The organism is Luteitalea pratensis, from assembly GCF_001618865.1.
Taxonomy (GTDB): domain Bacteria; phylum Acidobacteriota; class Vicinamibacteria; order Vicinamibacterales; family Vicinamibacteraceae; genus Luteitalea; species Luteitalea pratensis.
Window position 1 is genome coordinate 5,825,157 of sequence record NZ_CP015136.1, and the last position, 16,623, is coordinate 5,841,779.

A 16,623-nucleotide genomic window follows, 5' to 3' on the forward strand; every position below is an offset into this window, starting at 1 on the left:
TCAGCGCTCCGTCAGCGTGCGACTGCGGCGCAAGTCGGCGACGGTCAGTTCGCGGGCCCCCGCGGGAACGTCCACGTCCAGCGCCCCCTCGGGCAGCGCCGCCATCGCCTCCGGCGCTTCCAGCGCCAGGACCGCATCCGTTCGGCTCGCGGTGGCGTCGGACCCGGACGGCCGCAGGCGGATGGCGGTCGGCCAGCCGGCGCTCGTCCGCGTGTACTCGATTCGCCATCGACTGTCCTGCGCGGCAACGAGCAGGAGCGTCCCGTCCGCCCCGCTGCGGAGCCACAACGCGCGGGCCTGATCGAGATCGAGCCGAGTCCACCCGCCGCTGAAGGTTGCGCCGCCCGACACGTTCCAGTCGGCGACACCGCAGCCCGACACGATGGCGAGAAGGTCCTGCGGCGTCAGGGCGACGCCCACGGCGGCGTCCAGCAATTCGAGCGCGGAGTCGCCGCGCGCGACTGCCGTCTCGCGGGGCAGGAGCAACACCGCGCCTCCCGGACGGGCCGCGAGCACGAAGACGGGCGCGCCGAAAGGCGCAAGCCCCTCGAGCCGCATCGCCTCGCGCGTCACGCCCACCTGCAAGGTGCCGCGCACGCGCTCGCCGTCGATACGTCCCGACAACCTCAGATCGGCACTGATCGCCGGATGCGTGCGGCAGGAGGCACGTGCGGCCTGTTCGGCGACGGCGACATCGGCCAGCGGCGTACCCGCGCCAGTCGGCAAGGCAAGGTTCACTTTCGGCGCACACGCGGCCGTCGCCAACAGCACAGCCGCCGAAATCGCGACCATGACCCGCTGGATCACCGAGGGTCTAGTGTCCACGCGCACGCGCAATCTTCGACTTGATTGCCGCTGCGTCGATGGACTCGCCGTCTCCCGCTAGGGCACGTTCCCACGCGGCGATCGCGCCGTTGCCGTCTTTCAACGCAAGCAGTACGTCGCCGAGGTGATCCTGAATCACCGAGTTGGACTTCGACAGGTCCGCCGCCCGCTCCAGGTGCTTGCGCGCCTCGGCCGTCCGGCCCTGCTTGAAATACGCCCAGCCCAGGCTGTCGAGGTACGACCCGTTGTCGGGGTCCTCGGTCAGCGCCTTTTCGATGAGCGACACGGCCTCGTCCATCGGGCCGCCATCCTCGACCAGCATGTAGCCAAGGTAATTGAGCGTCGGCGCGTGGGCCGGCTCGACTTCAAGCGCCTTGCGGAACGCCGCCTTGGCCTCGGGACGACGATGGAACCGCTCGAGGATCGCCCCGCGCTGGAACCAGTAGATCACCTGGTCGCCAAACGCCGGTTCCGCTTCGGCCAGCAGGGCCATGGCCTGCGGCTCGCGTCCGGCATCAGCGAGCGTGGTGGCGAGCGACAGGGTCACGGCCGGATCTTCGGGGCGACGCTTGCGCTCCTCCTCGAGGATGGCCACCGCCTCGTCGGGTTTCTTGGCGCCAAGGTAGGCCTGGGCGAGCAGTCGGCCAACCTGCACGTCGCCGGGCCTGGCGGCGCGGATCTCCTGGCCGAGGCCGATGGCGCGGTCGTAGCGACGCGCCATGATCAACGACTGCATCAGGTAGGCGTCCATCATCGGGTCGGGGCGCGCGGCGCGTGCCTTCTCGAGGATGCCGATGGCCGTGTCCTGATGACCGAGCGCCATGTGCGCGCTGGCGAGGCGCATCGTGACGCCCATCGCGGACTGCGGGCTGCTGATGCTGCCCTTCTCGACGATCGGCGTGAGAACCTCGATCACCTTGGCATGGTCGCGGCGGTCCGCATACACCTGCGAGAGCACGACCGGCCCGCGGACATCGGCAGGCGCTATGGTCATCAGCGCCCGGGCCGTCTGCTCCGCACCCTCGCCGTCACCGAGTTCGCGCTGCGTCTGCGCCAACAGATAGCGCGACTGCAGGTCGGTCGGCCGCGCCTCGATCACCTGCTCGAGCACCTTGCGGGCCTCCTCGGGCTTGTCGGCGCTCAGCAGGGCCGTCGCCTGCCGGACACGCAATTCGACGGCGTTGGGGTTCTCCTGCGCGGCCAGCCCGTAGGCCTCGGCGGCCTGCGTCCACCGGCGCGACTTCTCGAACAGTTCGGCCTGCTGCAGCCGGGCGCGGAAGAAGCGGGGCTCGGCGGCGAGGACCTGTTCGAGGACCTGCAAGCCCTCGGCGGTCCGGCCCGCCCGATCGAGCGCCTGCGCGAGCAGCACACCGGCCTCGAGCGCGGCGTTCTCGCCGTCGTAGACCGTCCGCAGCACCTTCACCGCATCGTCGGGGCGGTCGACCTGCAGATAGAGGCGTCCGAGCACGACGGGGATGTTCAGGTCGTAGGGCCGTCCGGCCGCGGCTTTCTCGAGGTGGCCGATGGCCTCGGCAATCGCCGCGCGATCCCGGGCTGGCGCGCTGTCGCCCTGCATCACCGAAGCAGGCACGCCGAGCACGCCGAGCATCCAGTGCGCCTCGGCGTTGTCGGGGTCGAGCGAGAGGGCCTTCGCAGCGGTCTTCTGGGCGTCCTCTGACCGGTCCTGCCGGGCATAGAGCTGGGCGAGTTCCGTGAGGATGCCAGGCGAGACGTCCAGCCTGGCCGCCTTCTCGAGGGCCGCGATCGCGCCGGGGGCATCACCAGCGGACTCGAGTCGGCGCGCCTCGAGAAAGGCCTGGTAGGCCTCGGCGCGCGCGGCGGGACGCGGGGCAGGTGCCTGCGAGGGTCCGGGTTGGACCGCCAGCGTCACGGCCAGCAGGGCAAGAGAGAGCATGGGCAATTATCGTGTGCGTTTTCGATTGTGGTCTATAGTCGCCGCCGTGCGCGTCTTGCTCGTGCGGCTGCGCCTGATCGGCGACGTGGTCTTCACCACGCCGATCATCGGGGCGCTCCGGCGGGCCTGGCCGGATGCGCACCTTGCCTACCTCATCGAGCCGGCCGCGGCTCCCGTCGTCGGTCACCATCCGGCCCTGAACGACGTCATCCTCGCACCGCGGACGCGTGGCTGGCGCCGCATCCGCGACGATTTCCGGCTCGGCCGTCGCCTGCGGCGCGACCGATACGACCTCGTGCTCGACCTGCACAGTGGCCCGAGGGCCTCATGGCTGACCTGGCTGAGCGGCGCGCCGCGCCGGGTCGGGTTCGAGGTCCAGGGCCGGCACTGGGCCTACACCGACGTGGTGGCTCGTCCCCGCGAAATCCGGCCACGTCACTCGGTCGAGAACCAATGGGACATCCTGGCACCCGTGCTGCCGGGCCTCGAGGGCCCCTCGCCCATGCGGGACCCGGTGACGATGGTGCACGCCCCTGAGGCGGATGCCAGCGTCGATGCCTGGATGCGTCGCGAAGGCCTGTCGGCGGCCGACAGCCTGATCGTCATCCATGTCAGCGCCGGCAACGCATTCCGGCGGTGGCCGCTGCTCTCTTTCGTTGCGCTGGCCGATAGACTGTCCGTGGGCGAGCCCAATCGTCGTATCATCCTGACGTCCGGACCATCGGAGGCGGCCGCGGCTGCCGAGGTGGTCCGTCTGGTGCGTGAGCGCCGGCCCTCTGCCCCGCAGGCGGTTCGAACCTGCGGAGACATGTCGTTGGACGAGTTGCACGCCCTGGTTGGTCGGGCACGGCTCTACATCGGCGGAGACAGCGGGCCGTTGCACGTCGCCGCCACTACCAGGACGCCCATCGTGGGTCTGTACGGGCCCACGTTGCCGGTGCGATCGGCACCTTGGCGTGACCCGCAGCTCTCGAGCGCGGCCGTTGATGTCGGGGCGCTGCCCTGCCGGCCGTGCCAACAACGCGTCTGCGTACCCGGAGACTTCCGGTGCCTGACGCACATCACCGTCGACGCGGTCGTCGCGGCTGCCGAGCGGGCCCTGTCGCTCCCGGCATCCCGGACCGGCGCCAACTGAGAAGGATGTCGAGCACGACGTGACCGCGCCGGCACTGCGAACTGCACGGATGGATCGCCTCGAGACGCTCTCGCTCTCAGTGCTCCTGTGCTTTGTCGCCGCGCTGCAGCTGTCGGTGGCGGCCTCGGGCGTCCTGCTCGCCCTGACACTCCTCTGCTGGACCGCGCTCCTCGTGATGCGGGAGGAGCAGCTCGAGGTGCCCACGTTTTTCTGGCCCCTCGTCGCGTATGCCGCCGTCACCCTGATTTCCACGACCGCCTCGGTGGACCCCGCCGTCAGCCTGGTCGACTCCAAGCAGCTGGTGCTGTTCCTGATCGTGCCGCTGGTGTATCGCCTCGCGCGCGGTCATCGGGCGCACCTGTTCGCGTCGGTGATCATCGCCGTCGGCGCCGCCAGTGCCCTCGTCGGGCTGTTCCAGTACGGGTTCCTGCATTTCGACAACCTCGGTCGTCGTCCGCAGGGCGCGCTCACCCACTACATGACGTATTCGGGCGCGCTCATGATCGTGGCCTGCGTCGCGGCCGCGCGCCTGCTGTTCGGCGGCAGGGATCGCGTCTGGCCACTGCTGGTGCTGCCGGCCGTGCTCGTCGCCCTCGGACTCACGTTCACGCGCAGCGCGTGGGTCGGCGTCTGCATCGGCATGGCGGTACTGTTGGCGCTGCGTGACCGCCGCCTCGTGGCCGCTGTCCCCCTCGTGCTTGCCATGGCCGTGGTCCTCGCGCCGAGCAGCATCACCGACCGCGTCTACTCGATCTTCGATCTCAAGGACCCGACCAACCGCGATCGCTTCGCCATGCTGAAGTCGGGCGCGGCGATGGTCGAGGACCACCCGCTGACGGGCGTCGGCCCCGACCAGGTCAAGGCCGTCTACCAGCAGTACCGCGTGCCGGAGTCGGTACAGCCATTGAACGTGCACCTGCACAACGTGCCGATGCAGATCGCCGCCGAGCGCGGGCTACCGGCACTGCTGGTGTGGCTCTGGTTCATCGCCGCGGTCGCGCGCGACCTGTACCGCCGCGTCCAGCACCGGACTGGCGTCACCCGGGCACTCGCGGCGGGCGCCCTCGCCTCGCTGTTCGCCATGCTCGGGGCCGGCCTGTTCGAGTACAACTTCGGCGACTCCGAGTTCCTGATGCTCCTGCTCGTGGTGCTCACGCTGCCCTTTGCGGCCGAGCGCCCGGAGTCGGTCCCCCGGCATCTGTGAGCCGCCTTCGCCAAGGCTACGGCGCCCGCTCATTCCTTACCAGCCGGTCGTGACTCACGCCATCGGTCAGGCCCGCGCACGATCGCTGATCCACGATTTCTCCGGGCGCCGCGTGGTCGTCGTCGGCGACGTGATGCTCGACCACTTCCTGTTCGGGCGTGTGCAGCGGCTGTCGCCGGAGGCTCCCGTCCCGATCGTCGAGTACGACCATGACGACTACCGTCCCGGCGGGGCCGCCAATGTGGCCATGAACCTCGCGGCACTAGGCGCGTCGGTGTCGCTGATTGGTGTCGTCGGGGCCGACGACTCGGCCGGAGGCTTGCAACAACTCCTGGCCGACGGCAGCGTCGACGTCACCGACCTGGTCACCGACGACACCCGTCGCACGACACGCAAGTTGCGAATCGTGACGCAACGCCAGCAGCAGGTCGCGCGGGTGGATTTCGAGAACGACGCGGATATCAATGGCGCTGTTGCCGACCAGGTGAAAGCCGCCATCGACGCCAGGTGCGCCGACGCCGACATCGTGCTCGTGTCCGACTACCTCAAGGGCGTCGTCACGAGCGTCACGATGGCTGCCGTCGTTCAGGCCGCGGCGCCCCGACGGATCGCGGTGCTCGTGGACCCGAAGATTCCACACCTGGATCTGTATCGGGGCGTCACGCTCGTGACCCCGAACCAGGTGGAGGCCGAGACCGCCACGCACGCGCGTATTCGTACCGATAGCGAGGCCCGCGACGCTGCGAGGCGCCTCCGCGAACGACTGGAGTGCGCGTCGGTGGTCATCACGCGCGGCGAGCAGGGCATGTGGGTGCTCGATGGGAGCACCACGCCGGCGACCGAGGCCAACTTCGCCGCGACCGCGCTGGAAGTGTCGGACGTGACCGGCGCGGGCGACACCGTGATCGGCACACTCGCTCTCGCTCTCGCGGCGAAAGCGTCGCTGGTCGAAGCCGCCCAGCTCGCCACTCTCGCCGCTGGCGTCGCCGTCAGCCGGTTCGGTCCGGTAGCAGTCACCCGAGACGAGCTCCTGGCTCGGCTCGCGTAATTTCAAAATTTCAGAATTTCCGAATTTTCACCACTGCGAAAGTGATGCCCCGGAGGTTGACAGTCGTGAGGCGGTCCTGCAATTCCTGCAATTCCTGCAATTCTGAAATTTCAGGTTCTTAGTGCCTGAAGTGCCGCCGCCCGGTGAATACCATGGTGATCCCGTGCTCGTCGGCTGCCTCGATCACTTCCTGATCGCGCACTGACCCGCCCGGCTGCACCACCGCCGTGGCGCCGGCCGCCGCGACGGCGTCCAGCCCGTCACGGAACGGGAAGAACGCATCCGAGGCCACCACCGATCCGCCCAGGTTCCCGTCGCCCGCCTTCATGATCGCCACCTTCACCGAGTCGACGCGGCTCATCTGGCCCGCGCCGACACCCAGGGTGCGGTCCGCCGAGGCAAACAGGATCGTGTTGGACTTGACGTGCGCGCAGACACGCCAGGCGAAGCGGAGCGCCTGCCACTCGTCGGCGGTGGGCTGCCGTTTCGTGACCACCGTGAGCTCACCCTCAGGCCCCCACGCCGCGCGGGCCTCGATGACGCGGTCGCGCTGCTGCACCAGTGACGCACCGAGGATCGACCGCCACTCGAGCGATGCCGCCGACGCCAGCGCCGCAAAGTCCGCGGTGACGACTCGCAGGTTGGCCTTCCTGGCGAGAATGGCCCTCGCGGCGTCGTCGACGTCCGGTGCCACCACCGCCTCGATGAAGGTCGACACGATCGCCTCCGCAGTCGCGGCATCGAGCGTGCGATTGAGGCCGATGATGCCGCCGAAGGCCGACAGCGGATCCGCCTCACGGGCGCGAACGTAGGCGTCTGCCGCATCGGCACCCGTCGCCACGCCGCACGGGTTCGTGTGCTTGATCACGCTGGCGGCAGGTTCTGTGAACTCGAGGACGATGCGCGCGGCGGCGTCGAGGTCGAGGAGATTGGTGAAGCTGAGCTCCTTGCCCTGGTGGATGGTCACGTTGCCGAAGCCGGTCGGACCATCCGCGTACCACGCCGCGGGCTGGTGCGGGTTCTCCCCGTACCGCAAGACGCGGATGCGGGAAAGGGTCCGGGTGACCTGCTCCGGGAACGTCTCGCGTTCGTCGGCCGGGATGCGCGTGCCGCCATCGTCGGCCATCGCCACGTGCGCGAGTTCGGCGGCGATCATCTGGTCGTACGCCCCGGTATGCGCGAAGGCCTTGCGGGCCAGTTCGAAGCGGAGGGACTGGGGCACGGCCGTGGCGCCGCCGGCAAGGGCCTCGAGCACGCGCGGGTAGTCGACCGGGTCGACGAGAACCAGTACGTCGCGGAAGTTCTTGGCTCCCGCGCGCACCATGCCGGGACCGCCGATGTCGATCTGCTCGATCAGCCCCGGGACCGTCGTCGCCGGGTCGGCTGCCGCCTTCGCGAACGGATAGAGATTGACGACCACCAGATCGATCAACGGGATGCCGTGTTCGGCCAGCGATGCGAGATGACCGGGCTTGTCGCGCCGCGCCAGGATGCCGCCGTGTACCCGCGGGTGCAGTGTCTTGACGCGGCCGTCGAGCATTTCGGGAAAGCCCGTGACCTCGGATACCTGCGTCACGGCGAGGCCGTCGGCCTCGAGCGACTTCGCGGTACCGCCGGTGGACAGCAGTTGGTAACCGAGGTCCGCCAGGCCGCGCGCGAAGGGCGCCAGGCCGGTCTTGTCGGACACACTGATCAGGGCGTAGGAAGGCATATCGTTCGAAAGTAGACGTTTACGTGGCTTGACACGGCTGAGCCGGCGTGTCTATTCTTGCCGCCGCCGGACTCCAGATGAGCAAAAGTTGCAGGTTTCCGGTGCAACCGTACGCCTGGGCCTTGGCGGCCGAGCGTACCTTCTGCCGGTCCGCACCGGCGGCGAAGCAAGGCAGGTCAGCACCATGGAACGCATCACGGGCAAGGTCAAGTGGTTCAACAACGCCAAGGGTTACGGTTTCATCGAGCGCGAATCGGGTAGTGACGTGTTCGTGCACTTCTCCGCCATTCAGGGCGCCGGCTTCCGGACACTGGAGGAGGGGCAGCCGGTGGAGTTCGAGATCGTCGACGGTCCGAAGGGACCGCAAGCCGGCAACGTGACGAAAGCCGGCTAGCCGCTGACCGACACCGTGGGCGGCCGGCACGGCGCCCACGAACCCCGCCCACCGTCGCTGCCAACCCGCGGAGCTTGCCTACCCGCCGTGGTCATCGTCGGCCGGCGGCCTGACGGCCCTCGCCGAGAGGTTCACCTTTCCTGCCTGCCGAGTCACCCGGAACCAGACCTGGTCCCCCGGATGCCTGTCCTGGAGCGCCTTCACCTGCTCGCGCACCAGCGTTGCGAATCTGTGGAAGGGCACCACCTCGTGGCCCTCGTCGCGCCTCGCGTCCATGAGCGCGTCGTACAGGTCACGCAGCTTGTCCATCTCCTGCACCGGGTCGCGGAACGCCGTCGCGTGGACGACCTCGTCTGACGCCGGCGCCGGGACCGCCGGCGGCTGGCGCATGAACGGACCGCCACGCCCCTCTTCGCGTGCCCGTACGCCGCGGTCCCACAGATCCGAGAACGAGGAGTAACGGGCCTGCAGGGTCGTGAACTGGAAGCGGGTGACCGGGCTGTCGAACGGCGTACGGCCGAAGCGCTTGAACGCACGCTCGAGGGCGGCGCGGCTCTCGATGGGCGGACGGCCGGTCCGTCCCGAGAAGTACATCGTGTACTCGGCCTCCACCTTCTTCAAATGGACGGCCAGGGCCTGCAGTTCGCGTTCGAGAGCGCTGGGTGGGGGCACGGGAGCGGGGCTCCAGGAATCGACGCCTCGGCAGGCCGCCTCAACGCGGCAGAAGGAACCAGCTGAGCGGGAGCCACAACTCGCGCGCGAAGGGCACGGGGCGATCGTCCACCAGCACCTCGCAGCCCGGGTGCTGGGCAGCGATCACGAACAGGTCACGCATGCGTGCGACGTCGGATGGATAGAACCGGGCGCGGATGCGGAACTGATCGCCGGTCCCCACCTCGCGATACTCGGCCGACTGCCGGGCCAGTTCGATGGCACGCTCGTAATCGGGTCCGTCGAAGCGCGGGAACACCAGCGTGAACGAGAACGGGATGTCCGCAGCGCCGTACAGCGCCGTCCGCAGATCGGGGTCGAGTGCCGCGAGTTCTTCCGGCGTCGGTTGCTCGGTGAGCTCGACGTACGGCCAGAAATGCTCCTGCGGCTGGTAGTCCGGGAGGGCCGCGGGGCGCTCGGCGGGGACGGTCGTCTTGGCAGTGTCGGTCATGCGCAGCGGCGGCCATCGAACCCGGCCATACGGGCACGAGCGGTCGGCATCGCGGGAAGGGACCCGCGGGTCGCAATGGTAGCATCGCGGCGTGTCCCGGGCGCGCGTCATCCCTGCGGTCGATCACCTGCTGGGGCTGTCCGAGGTACAGGCGCTGGCAACCATGCATGGCACGCGGCGGGTGCGCCAGGCCCTCGACGCGGAGGTGTCCCGCCTGCGCACGGAACTTGTCGCGGGGCAGGCCGAGGCCGGCACGCGCGAGTTCGCCGCCACATTGCTGGTCGAGAGGCTGGCCGCCACACTGGCCGCGACTCGCGACCCGTCGCTCAAGGCCGTCATCAACGCCACCGGGGTCGTGATCCACACGAACCTCGGACGAGCGCCGCTCTCGCGCGACGCGCTCGCGGCGATGCACCGGGTGGGCGCCGGTTACAGCAACCTCGAGGTCGACCTGCAGACCGGGCAACGCGGCTCGCGGCATGTCCACCTCGACGCGGCGTTGCGTGACGCCACCGGCGCGGACGCGGGTGTCGCCACCAACAACACGGCGGCGGGGCTGACGCTGGCACTCGCTGCGATCGCGAGCGGCCGCGAGGTCATCATCAGCCGCGGCGAGCTCGTGGAGATCGGCGGCGGCTTCCGTGTGCCCGAGATCCTCAGGGGTTCGGGTGCGCACTTGCGCGAAGTCGGCACCACCAATCGCACGAGGGTCGCCGACTACGCCGCCGCGATCTCGGATCGCACCGCGGCAATCCTGCGCGTCCACCCGTCGAATTTCCGCATGGACGGCTTCACCGAGAGACCCGCCCTCGCCGACCTCGCGGCCGTGGCGACGCGATTCGGTGTCCCACTCGTCGAGGACCAGGGCTCGGGATGGCTCGGGTTCGATCTGTTCGCCGCCGACGCCTTCCCGCCGCAGGCACGCGCAGTGCTATCGCGCGAGCCGGCGGTGCGCGACAGCGTGCGCGATGGCGCTGCCCTGGTCGCATTCAGTGGCGACAAGCTGCTTGGAGGACCGCAAGCAGGCCTGCTGGTCGGACGCGCCGACCTCGTCGCCACCATCCGGCAGCATCCGCTGATGCGCGCCGTGCGCGTCGACAAGGTGACCTATGCGGGACTCGAGGCGACACTGCGTGCGTTCACGAGCGGCCGGGCCGCCGACGACGTGCCGGTGATGCGGATGCTGGCACTCCCGTTCGACGTCATTGCCGCGCGCGCGGACGCCATGGTCACCCGGCTGCGATCGGCTGGCGTCGCGTGCGAGGCGGCAGACGGCGCGTCGACGGTGGGCGGTGGCAGCCTGCCCGGCGAAACCCTCCCGACGCGCCTGGTGCGGGTCGAGTCGACATCTCCGGACCGGCTCCTCGCCGCCCTGCGTCAGGGCCGGACCGTCGTGGTCGCCCGCATCGCCGACGATCGTGTCTGTCTCGACCCGCGAACCGTTGCCGAAGATGATGACGACGCGCTTGCCGCCACCGTCGGCATCGCGATGCAGGCCTGATCCTGAGAACGTCGGACGCCGAACGCCGAACGCCGAACGCCGAACAGCAAGGGCCACTAGGCTGACGACCCAAGGCCCAAGCCGATGGCCCAAGGTGTAGGCGTCGAGCTTGCTCGACGCGGGCGGCGTGTGGCTGACCGTCGACCTGAAGGTCGACGGCTACGTGAAAACGCGGAACGTCGAACGCTCAACGCCGAACAGCAACGTGAGAGGCTGAAGAGCCAGGGCCAAGCTCAAATTGTAGGCGTCGAGCTTGCTCTGCGCGGGCCACGGGCCGGCGAAGGCCGAAGGCCGATTGACGAAGGCCGTCATGCCGTTTCGAACCGGAGCAGGCTGCGCAGCGCGGTGACCAGGAAGGTGCTCGTGCGCTCCGGCGCGCTGGCATAGAAGGCGGTCCAGGCGTCGGCCTTGTAGTCGTTGTAGCTCGCTTCGTGATCGGCGCGCTGATCGAGATACGCAAGGCGCACGGCGTGGCCGATCAGCGCGTCGAGCACACAGTCGTCTTCGATCTGCAGGCTGGGGTTCTGGCGAAAGAAGCTGGCCAGCACGCTGAGCGATTCGATGTTGAGCTGACGATACTCGGCCGCTCCAATCTTGTTGAGCAGATGCTCGAGCAAGAGCGCAAACGCCTTCTCGCCCGGCGTCATGTCACTGAGCACGACGCTGCTGCTCATGCGGTTCCGGCGCTCGAGCTTCTCGCCGATGATCAGCGCCGGCGCATGCCGGAAGATGTTCCACACGTCCGCGTAGAAGTGTGCCGGACGACGGTCGATGATGCCGCGAAGCTGCCGCCAGGCGAGCCAGCCCTCGCGCGGTGTTCGCAGCTTCTCCAGGCCCAGATCCTGCTTCCAATCGAGGGCGCCGCGAGCCGCCTGCGCCTGCAGCTGTTCGAGCTGCTGCGGCAGGTCCTCGATGGCCTGGTACTGCTCCAGCACGCCCTCGAGCCGCTGCTGGACCACTGACGGCGCCAGCGCCATCAACGCGTCGTACGCCTCACCCGTGCTGACGTCCTGCTCGCGAGCCAGTTGACTGGTGAGCAGCAGGATGAAGTGACTCACGCGTAATGTCAGCAACTCGCCAAGGAGCTCGGGCCGCTCCCTGATCAGGACCCCGAGGTACAGCAGGATCTCCTGCGTGAGCACACGGTCGCGCACATCGTCGCGACAGTAGGTGTTGATCTTCGCCAGCAGTTGGTGGTCCGGAAGCGGATGCGATATCAGCGAGTCGTCGCTATAGGCACGCCCGACCTGGATGTTCTTCTGCCGCACGAGGATCGCACCCACCGCGAGGTTCAGGTCGCCGTCCACCTTGCCGAGCAGGCCTGCCGCCCTGCGCAGGATGGCCCAGAGCCGCCGGCGCCCTGCCTGCTCGTACACTTCGTCGATCAGCTCCCGCACGGGTCCGGTGTCGCCGCGCATGCTGATCACGGCATCCAGGGACTGGATGCGGGCCAGTGCCGCGAGCAACTCGATCTGCTCGTAGAGGTTATCGGTATCGGCGAGACGCGCGATCAGGGACGCTGCGTCGGCCGTGGTGTCGATGGCGATCTCCGCCGTGGGGTCCAGCGGCCGCTGCGTCCCCGGCTCCGAGAGCACCGTCGTGCGGCCCATGCGCATGGCCAACGGCGCATCGGAAATCTCCAGCGCATGCAGATCGTCGATGCGTTCGACGTTTGCCGTGGGCATCAACTCGGCGAGGCGCCCGCGTCTCACAGGCACATCACCGACGCGGCCGAGGGCGACCTGCCGCATCAAGCCATAGAACGAGGTGCGGTCGGCATCCAGCAGTTGGTGCGTGAGCAGTACCGTCACCGTCGGTCGACCCGAGAGCGTCCAGTTGCGATGCAGGTAGGCGAGCTCGCTCTCGAATCGGCGCAACAGGAAGTCCAGGTCGTAGGCGAGGAAGAACTCCTGCTGCAGGAAGAACGACGCCAGGCACACGCCTGTCCGGCCCCGCAGCCTGTAGAGCCGGCTGGTCGTCAGGCTCTTCAACGCACGCGCCGAACGTCCGGTCAGGCCCAGCGGCACATTGCTGCCCACTTCACCGTATGCAAGCGCGATGTCGTGTGGCAGATAGACGGCCACCGGCTCGATGTCCTCGGGCGTCTCGGTGAGCACGCCGTGCTCGGCGAGGTCACTCTGCAACGCGGCATCCTCCGCCAGGAACACCAACTGCACCACGGGCGGAGGTGGCGCACGATGCCGGCGCCTTCCCAGCGGGTCGATGTCGTTGGCCAGGAGCACGTGGTCCTTCAACATGCGGCCGAGCAGGTACAGGCTCTGGGCCCAGACCAGCGGGACGTTGTCGTTGGCCCGGCGGGCCTGCGAGCCAGGGCTGGTCCTTTCGGCGGCGATGGCCTCGGCCGGCACGAAGTACAACTCCGGCAGGAGCCCGATGCCGTTGCGCTCGATCACGACCCCTCGCAGGCGCTCCTCGTACTGCACGGCCGACTGCGTGTCGCCGCACATCAGGCTGTCGACCAGCAGGTACGTGAAGAACAGCGGCCACTCGGACTCGATGTGTGCAAACCGCTGCAGTTCCTCCTCCTCGTAGTGCAGGCGCCCCTCGGCCTCGAGCACGGTCTGATGTCCATCCCGGAGAAAGCGCTTGAGCCCGTAGCGGCCTGACAGCAGGCCGACGACTTCCGTTCTCACCCGATCGACGAGCGCAGCGTCGTGCACGGCGAACGCGGGATAGCCGATGACCGACAGCAGCGCCGCGTCGGTCTCCTTGGTGTTGGACTCGCGAGGGAGGATCGACAGGAGCGTCAGGTTCGCTTGCGCGATGTTGTCGGGCACGACGTGCAACACCGACTCCTGTGAACCGCGCGAGCCGAACAGGTTGAAGCCGGCCAGGGCCTCGAGCGCAGCCTTGGCCATGCCGACCGAGCTGGCGTTGATCTCGACGCTGCCGCGATTGAGCTTGTCGCCACGCTCCCAGATTCCATAGTCGGGAGTGCGGTAGGCACGTTCGATGTAGTAGACGAGGTTCTGGACGAAATTGACCTCGTCCAGCGTCCAGATCACCGAGAGCCCCGACGTGATCATCTGCGCGAGCATCAGCAGGTACAGCGACGTCGCGTCGATCTGCAGGTGGCCCCAGGCCGAGTCGCCGACGACGTGCGCACCGGTCTCGGTGTCGTACTTGGCGTGAAGGGCGTCCCTGGGGTCGCGACTGTACTTGAAGGCCTCGACCTTGCCGGCCTGGGCCATCATCGAGCGCAGGAGGCCGCGCATCAGATGGACAGTGCGATGCTCGAGCTCGTAGCCGCGGCCACCGCCGTCCTCGAGCGACCGGTACGCGATCGCGAGCCCCCAGACGGCAAGGATGCTGTACACATTGTCACGCACCCAGGCGTCGCGGTAGTTGCCGTGAGTGGTGACCGCAGTGCTGGCGGGCAACAGACCCGTGACAGGGTGTTGCTTGTCGAGAATCAGCGACTTCACTTCCCGGTAGTAGCCGTCCAGCGTGGTCCGTAACTGGATCCTGTCCATTGCGGTTGCTCGAATACCGCGGCACTGGTTGGCAGGGGCACATAGCCCAAAAGCTGAGCTTACCGCAGAACGCGCCGATTCACGGCATGGCGGCCAGGGCCCGTGACAGACACCGCTGACCTTCGCCGGACTGGCGCTCTCTCGCAGAAAGGCCAGGATGATGCATTCATCGTGTGACCTCGATGAGCTTCAGCGGCTTGAAGTAGCGGCGATAGTACCCGCGATCGCGCGTCAGCAGGGCATCGGCCTTGTGAAGCGCGTGGGCCCCAACCATGAAATCGGCGATGACACGTTCACGTCGAGACCCGCCGGCCTCGCGGAACATCCGCCATAGCAGTCCCGCGCTGGCAGCCGCAGCCTCGTCGAGCGGATCGAAATCGATCCCCAACGTGGACATCGCCGCCGCCGCCGCTGGCGCCGACCCGAAGCGTCCGGCCACCTCGGCCCAGACGACATCGCAGGCGACGACACGCCCGGCGCGGCTTGCCGCGTGCAGCGCGTTGGCCGACTGCTGTGCCCACGCCGGCTCGTCCTGGAACACGTCGATCAACACCGCCGAATCAACCGCGGTCGTCATGCCCTAGTCCCGGCGTCGCGGACGTGCACCGCGCATCTGGTCGATCAGTTCGTCGGTGGAGTGGCGGCGCTCCAGCACACCCCGGACTCGATCAACAGGGCGCTGGCCCTTGTGCCCCTTCCGCATCAGCACGCCGCCGTCGGTGAGCTCGAACTCGACGGTCGTGCCAGCCTTCAGTCCAAGACGGTCTCGCAGGGCCTTGGGGACGGTGACCTGACCCTTGGAGGAAATGCTGGAATTCACCCTTGGATGGTAAAGCCGTTTTACCATGCGAGTAAAGAATGCGCTCCGGCCTGGCTCGCCGCATGAAGGTGTCGACCCGCTCGGAAGGGGTGGCGCAGGGGCCCTTCGGGGTTCTACCGTTGGACCCCTTAGCTCTGTCTCTCCTGCCCTACCCCTGACCGTCGACCTGACTTGTCCGCCGTAGCCTTGGCGAAGGTGGAAGGTCGACGGCTACGTCCGACAGGCGTGCGGCCGACTCTCGACGTTCACCGGGCACCGGGCACCGATCCGCATTCGGCGTTCGACGTGTGACCTCAGCATTCGGCGTTCGTCAGTGCCCGTAGTGGGTGGTGACCCACTCGCGGTAGGCGCCGCTCGTCACGCGCTGCACCCAGTCCTGGTGATCGAGGTACCACCGGACGGTCTGGCGCATCCCCGCCTCGAACGTGAACGAGGGTTCCCATGCGAGGTCGGTACGGATCTTCGTCGGGTCGATTGCGTAACGGCGGTCATGCCCCGGCCGATCGCGCACGAAGGTGATCAGCTCCTTGTAGGAGCCCGCGCCGCGAGGGGCGAGTTCGTCGAGGATGTCGCACAGGGTGTGGACGACGGCGATGTTCTGGCGTTCGCTGTTGCCACCGACGTTGTAGGTTTCGCCGGCCTTCCCCTTGTCGAGCACGCGGGCGATCGCCGAGCAGTGGTCTTCCACGTACAACCAGTCGCGCACGTTCAAGCCGTCGCCGTAGATCGGCAGTGGCTTGCCCGCGAGCGCGTTGTGGATGATCAGCGGAATCAACTTCTCGGGGAACTGGAACGGCCCGTAGTTGTTCGAGCAGTTGGTGGTCAGCACGGGCAGGCCGTACGTGTGGTGATACGCCCGTACGAGATGATCCGACCCCGCCTTGGAGGCCGAGTACGGGCTGTTGGGCGCGTACGGGGTCGTCTCCGAGAACGCCGCATCCTCCGCACCGAGGGAGCCGTACACCTCGTCGGTGGACACGTGCAGGAAGCGGAATGCGTCGCGGCCGTCGCCTTCGAGCCCGCTCCAGTAGGCCTTGACCTCGTCGAGCAGGGCGAAGGTGCCGAGGAGATTGGTCTCGACGAAGGCCGCCGGTCCCGTGATCGAGCGATCGACGTGACTCTCGGCGGCGAAGTTGATCACCGCCACCGGCTGATGGGCACGAAGCAGGCTGCTGACCAGTGCGCGATCGCCGATGTCACCGCGCACCAGTTCATGGCGTGCGCCGCCCTCGAACTTCGCGAGGTTCTCCGGGTTGCCCGCGTACGTCAGCTTGTCGAGGTTGACGACGCGACCCTCGCGAAGCCCGAGCCAGTAGTGGATGAAGTTGGCGCCGATGAAGCCGGCGCCGCCGGTCACGAGGATGGTCGACATCAGGGCATCTGTCGGCCGTCGGCACACGGCCTTCGGCCTTCG

General features: G+C 68.2%; 14 protein-coding genes. 5 read left to right on the plus strand and 9 right to left on the minus strand.

Annotation, left to right across the window (positions count from 1 at the left end; translation table 11 throughout):
• Together LuPra_RS24515 and LuPra_RS24520 are read right to left on the minus strand one after the other, a co-directional pair.
• Nucleotides 1-825, minus strand: coding sequence for a hypothetical protein (locus LuPra_RS24515; protein ID WP_157899617.1), 825 nt, complete (start codon nt 823-825; stop codon nt 1-3).
• Nucleotides 815-2,740: a tetratricopeptide repeat protein gene (locus LuPra_RS24520; protein ID WP_110173194.1), complete on the minus strand. Its 1,926-nt coding sequence runs from the start codon at nt 2,738-2,740 to the stop codon at nt 815-817. Before LuPra_RS24520 ends, LuPra_RS24515 begins: the two co-directional genes overlap by 11 nt.
• 46 nt (nt 2,741-2,786) lie before the next feature.
• On the opposite strand from LuPra_RS24520, the gene LuPra_RS24525 reads away from it, so the two are divergent.
• The 3 genes from LuPra_RS24525 to LuPra_RS24535 are packed head-to-tail and all read left to right on the plus strand — an operon-like array spanning nt 2,787 to nt 6,127.
• Nucleotides 2,787-3,875, plus strand: coding sequence for a glycosyltransferase family 9 protein (locus LuPra_RS24525; protein WP_157899618.1), 1,089 nt, complete (start codon nt 2,787-2,789; stop codon nt 3,873-3,875).
• A gap of 49 nt (nt 3,876-3,924) precedes the next feature.
• Entirely contained in the window at nt 3,925-5,079 is a 1,155-nt protein-coding gene (locus LuPra_RS24530) for an O-antigen ligase family protein (RefSeq protein ID WP_110173196.1), read from the plus strand.
• A 49-nt stretch (nt 5,080-5,128) separates the two neighbouring features.
• Nucleotides 5,129-6,127, plus strand: coding sequence for a bifunctional heptose 7-phosphate kinase/heptose 1-phosphate adenyltransferase (locus LuPra_RS24535; protein WP_110173197.1), 999 nt, complete (start codon nt 5,129-5,131; stop codon nt 6,125-6,127).
• Nucleotides 6,128-6,245: 118 nt separating this feature from the next.
• On the opposite strand, the gene purH is transcribed toward LuPra_RS24535, so the two are convergent.
• The gene (gene purH, locus LuPra_RS24540) at nt 6,246-7,838 is read right to left on the minus strand and encodes a bifunctional phosphoribosylaminoimidazolecarboxamide formyltransferase/IMP cyclohydrolase (RefSeq protein WP_110173198.1); all 1,593 of its coding nucleotides are present in this window, start codon (nt 7,836-7,838) and stop codon (nt 6,246-6,248) included.
• Between the two features lie 184 nt (nt 7,839-8,022).
• Between purH and LuPra_RS24545 the strand changes: the two genes are divergently transcribed.
• On the plus strand, nt 8,023-8,232 hold the full coding sequence (locus LuPra_RS24545; protein ID WP_110174855.1) for a cold-shock protein: 210 nt from the start codon (nt 8,023-8,025) through the stop codon (nt 8,230-8,232).
• Nucleotides 8,233-8,310: 78 nt separating this feature from the next.
• Here LuPra_RS24545 and LuPra_RS24550 read toward each other — a convergent pair whose 3' ends face one another.
• Together LuPra_RS24550 and LuPra_RS24555 are read right to left on the minus strand one after the other, a co-directional pair.
• On the minus strand, nt 8,311-8,904 hold the full coding sequence (locus tag LuPra_RS24550; protein WP_110173199.1) for an MXAN_5187 C-terminal domain-containing protein: 594 nt from the start codon (nt 8,902-8,904) through the stop codon (nt 8,311-8,313).
• 40 nt (nt 8,905-8,944) lie between these two features.
• Nucleotides 8,945-9,394, minus strand: a complete 450-nt coding sequence (locus tag LuPra_RS24555; protein WP_110173200.1) for a hypothetical protein — start codon at nt 9,392-9,394, stop codon at nt 8,945-8,947.
• Nucleotides 9,395-9,485: 91 nt separating this feature from the next.
• On the opposite strand from LuPra_RS24555, the gene selA reads away from it, so the two are divergent.
• A complete protein-coding gene (selA, locus tag LuPra_RS24560; RefSeq protein WP_110173201.1) occupies nt 9,486-10,895 on the plus strand; it encodes an L-seryl-tRNA(Sec) selenium transferase in 1,410 nt (469 codons plus the stop codon).
• Nucleotides 10,896-11,203: 308 nt separating this feature from the next.
• On the opposite strand, the gene LuPra_RS24565 is transcribed toward selA, so the two are convergent.
• The 4 genes from LuPra_RS24565 to rfbB all read right to left on the minus strand — a co-directional run bounded on the left by LuPra_RS24565 (nt 11,204) and on the right by rfbB (nt 16,581).
• The gene (locus tag LuPra_RS24565) at nt 11,204-14,389 is read right to left on the minus strand and encodes a phosphorylase b kinase regulatory subunit alpha/beta (RefSeq protein WP_110173202.1); all 3,186 of its coding nucleotides are present in this window, start codon (nt 14,387-14,389) and stop codon (nt 11,204-11,206) included.
• Between the two features lie 166 nt (nt 14,390-14,555).
• A complete protein-coding gene (locus tag LuPra_RS24570; protein ID WP_110173203.1) occupies nt 14,556-14,966 on the minus strand; it encodes a type II toxin-antitoxin system VapC family toxin in 411 nt (136 codons plus the stop codon).
• 3 nt (nt 14,967-14,969) lie between these two features.
• The gene (locus LuPra_RS24575; protein ID WP_157899619.1) at nt 14,970-15,209 is read right to left on the minus strand and encodes an AbrB/MazE/SpoVT family DNA-binding domain-containing protein; all 240 of its coding nucleotides are present in this window, start codon (nt 15,207-15,209) and stop codon (nt 14,970-14,972) included.
• Nucleotides 15,210-15,519: 310 nt separating this feature from the next.
• A complete protein-coding gene (gene rfbB, locus LuPra_RS24580) occupies nt 15,520-16,581 on the minus strand; it encodes a dTDP-glucose 4,6-dehydratase (protein ID WP_110173205.1) in 1,062 nt (353 codons plus the stop codon).
• Nucleotides 16,582-16,623 lie beyond the last annotated feature (42 nt).

Bases quoted from the DNA above. Each gene is read 5' to 3' on its own strand.
- LuPra_RS24530 (WP_110173196.1), top strand. From the start codon at position 3,925: ATGGATCGCCTCGAGACGCTCTCGCTCTCAGTGCTCCTGTGCTTTGTC.
- LuPra_RS24545 (WP_110174855.1), top strand. From the start codon at position 8,023: ATGGAACGCATCACGGGCAAGGTCAAGTGGTTCAACAACGCCAAGGGT.
- LuPra_RS24555 (WP_110173200.1), bottom strand. From the start codon at position 9,394: ATGACCGACACTGCCAAGACGACCGTCCCCGCCGAGCGCCCCGCGGCC.
- purH (WP_110173198.1), bottom strand. From the start codon at position 7,838: ATGCCTTCCTACGCCCTGATCAGTGTGTCCGACAAGACCGGCCTGGCG.
- LuPra_RS24565 (WP_110173202.1), bottom strand. From the start codon at position 14,389: ATGGACAGGATCCAGTTACGGACCACGCTGGACGGCTACTACCGGGAA.
- LuPra_RS24520 (WP_110173194.1), bottom strand. From the start codon at position 2,740: ATGCTCTCTCTTGCCCTGCTGGCCGTGACGCTGGCGGTCCAACCCGGA.
- rfbB (WP_110173205.1), bottom strand. From the start codon at position 16,581: ATGTCGACCATCCTCGTGACCGGCGGCGCCGGCTTCATCGGCGCCAAC.
- LuPra_RS24570 (WP_110173203.1), bottom strand. From the start codon at position 14,966: ATGACGACCGCGGTTGATTCGGCGGTGTTGATCGACGTGTTCCAGGAC.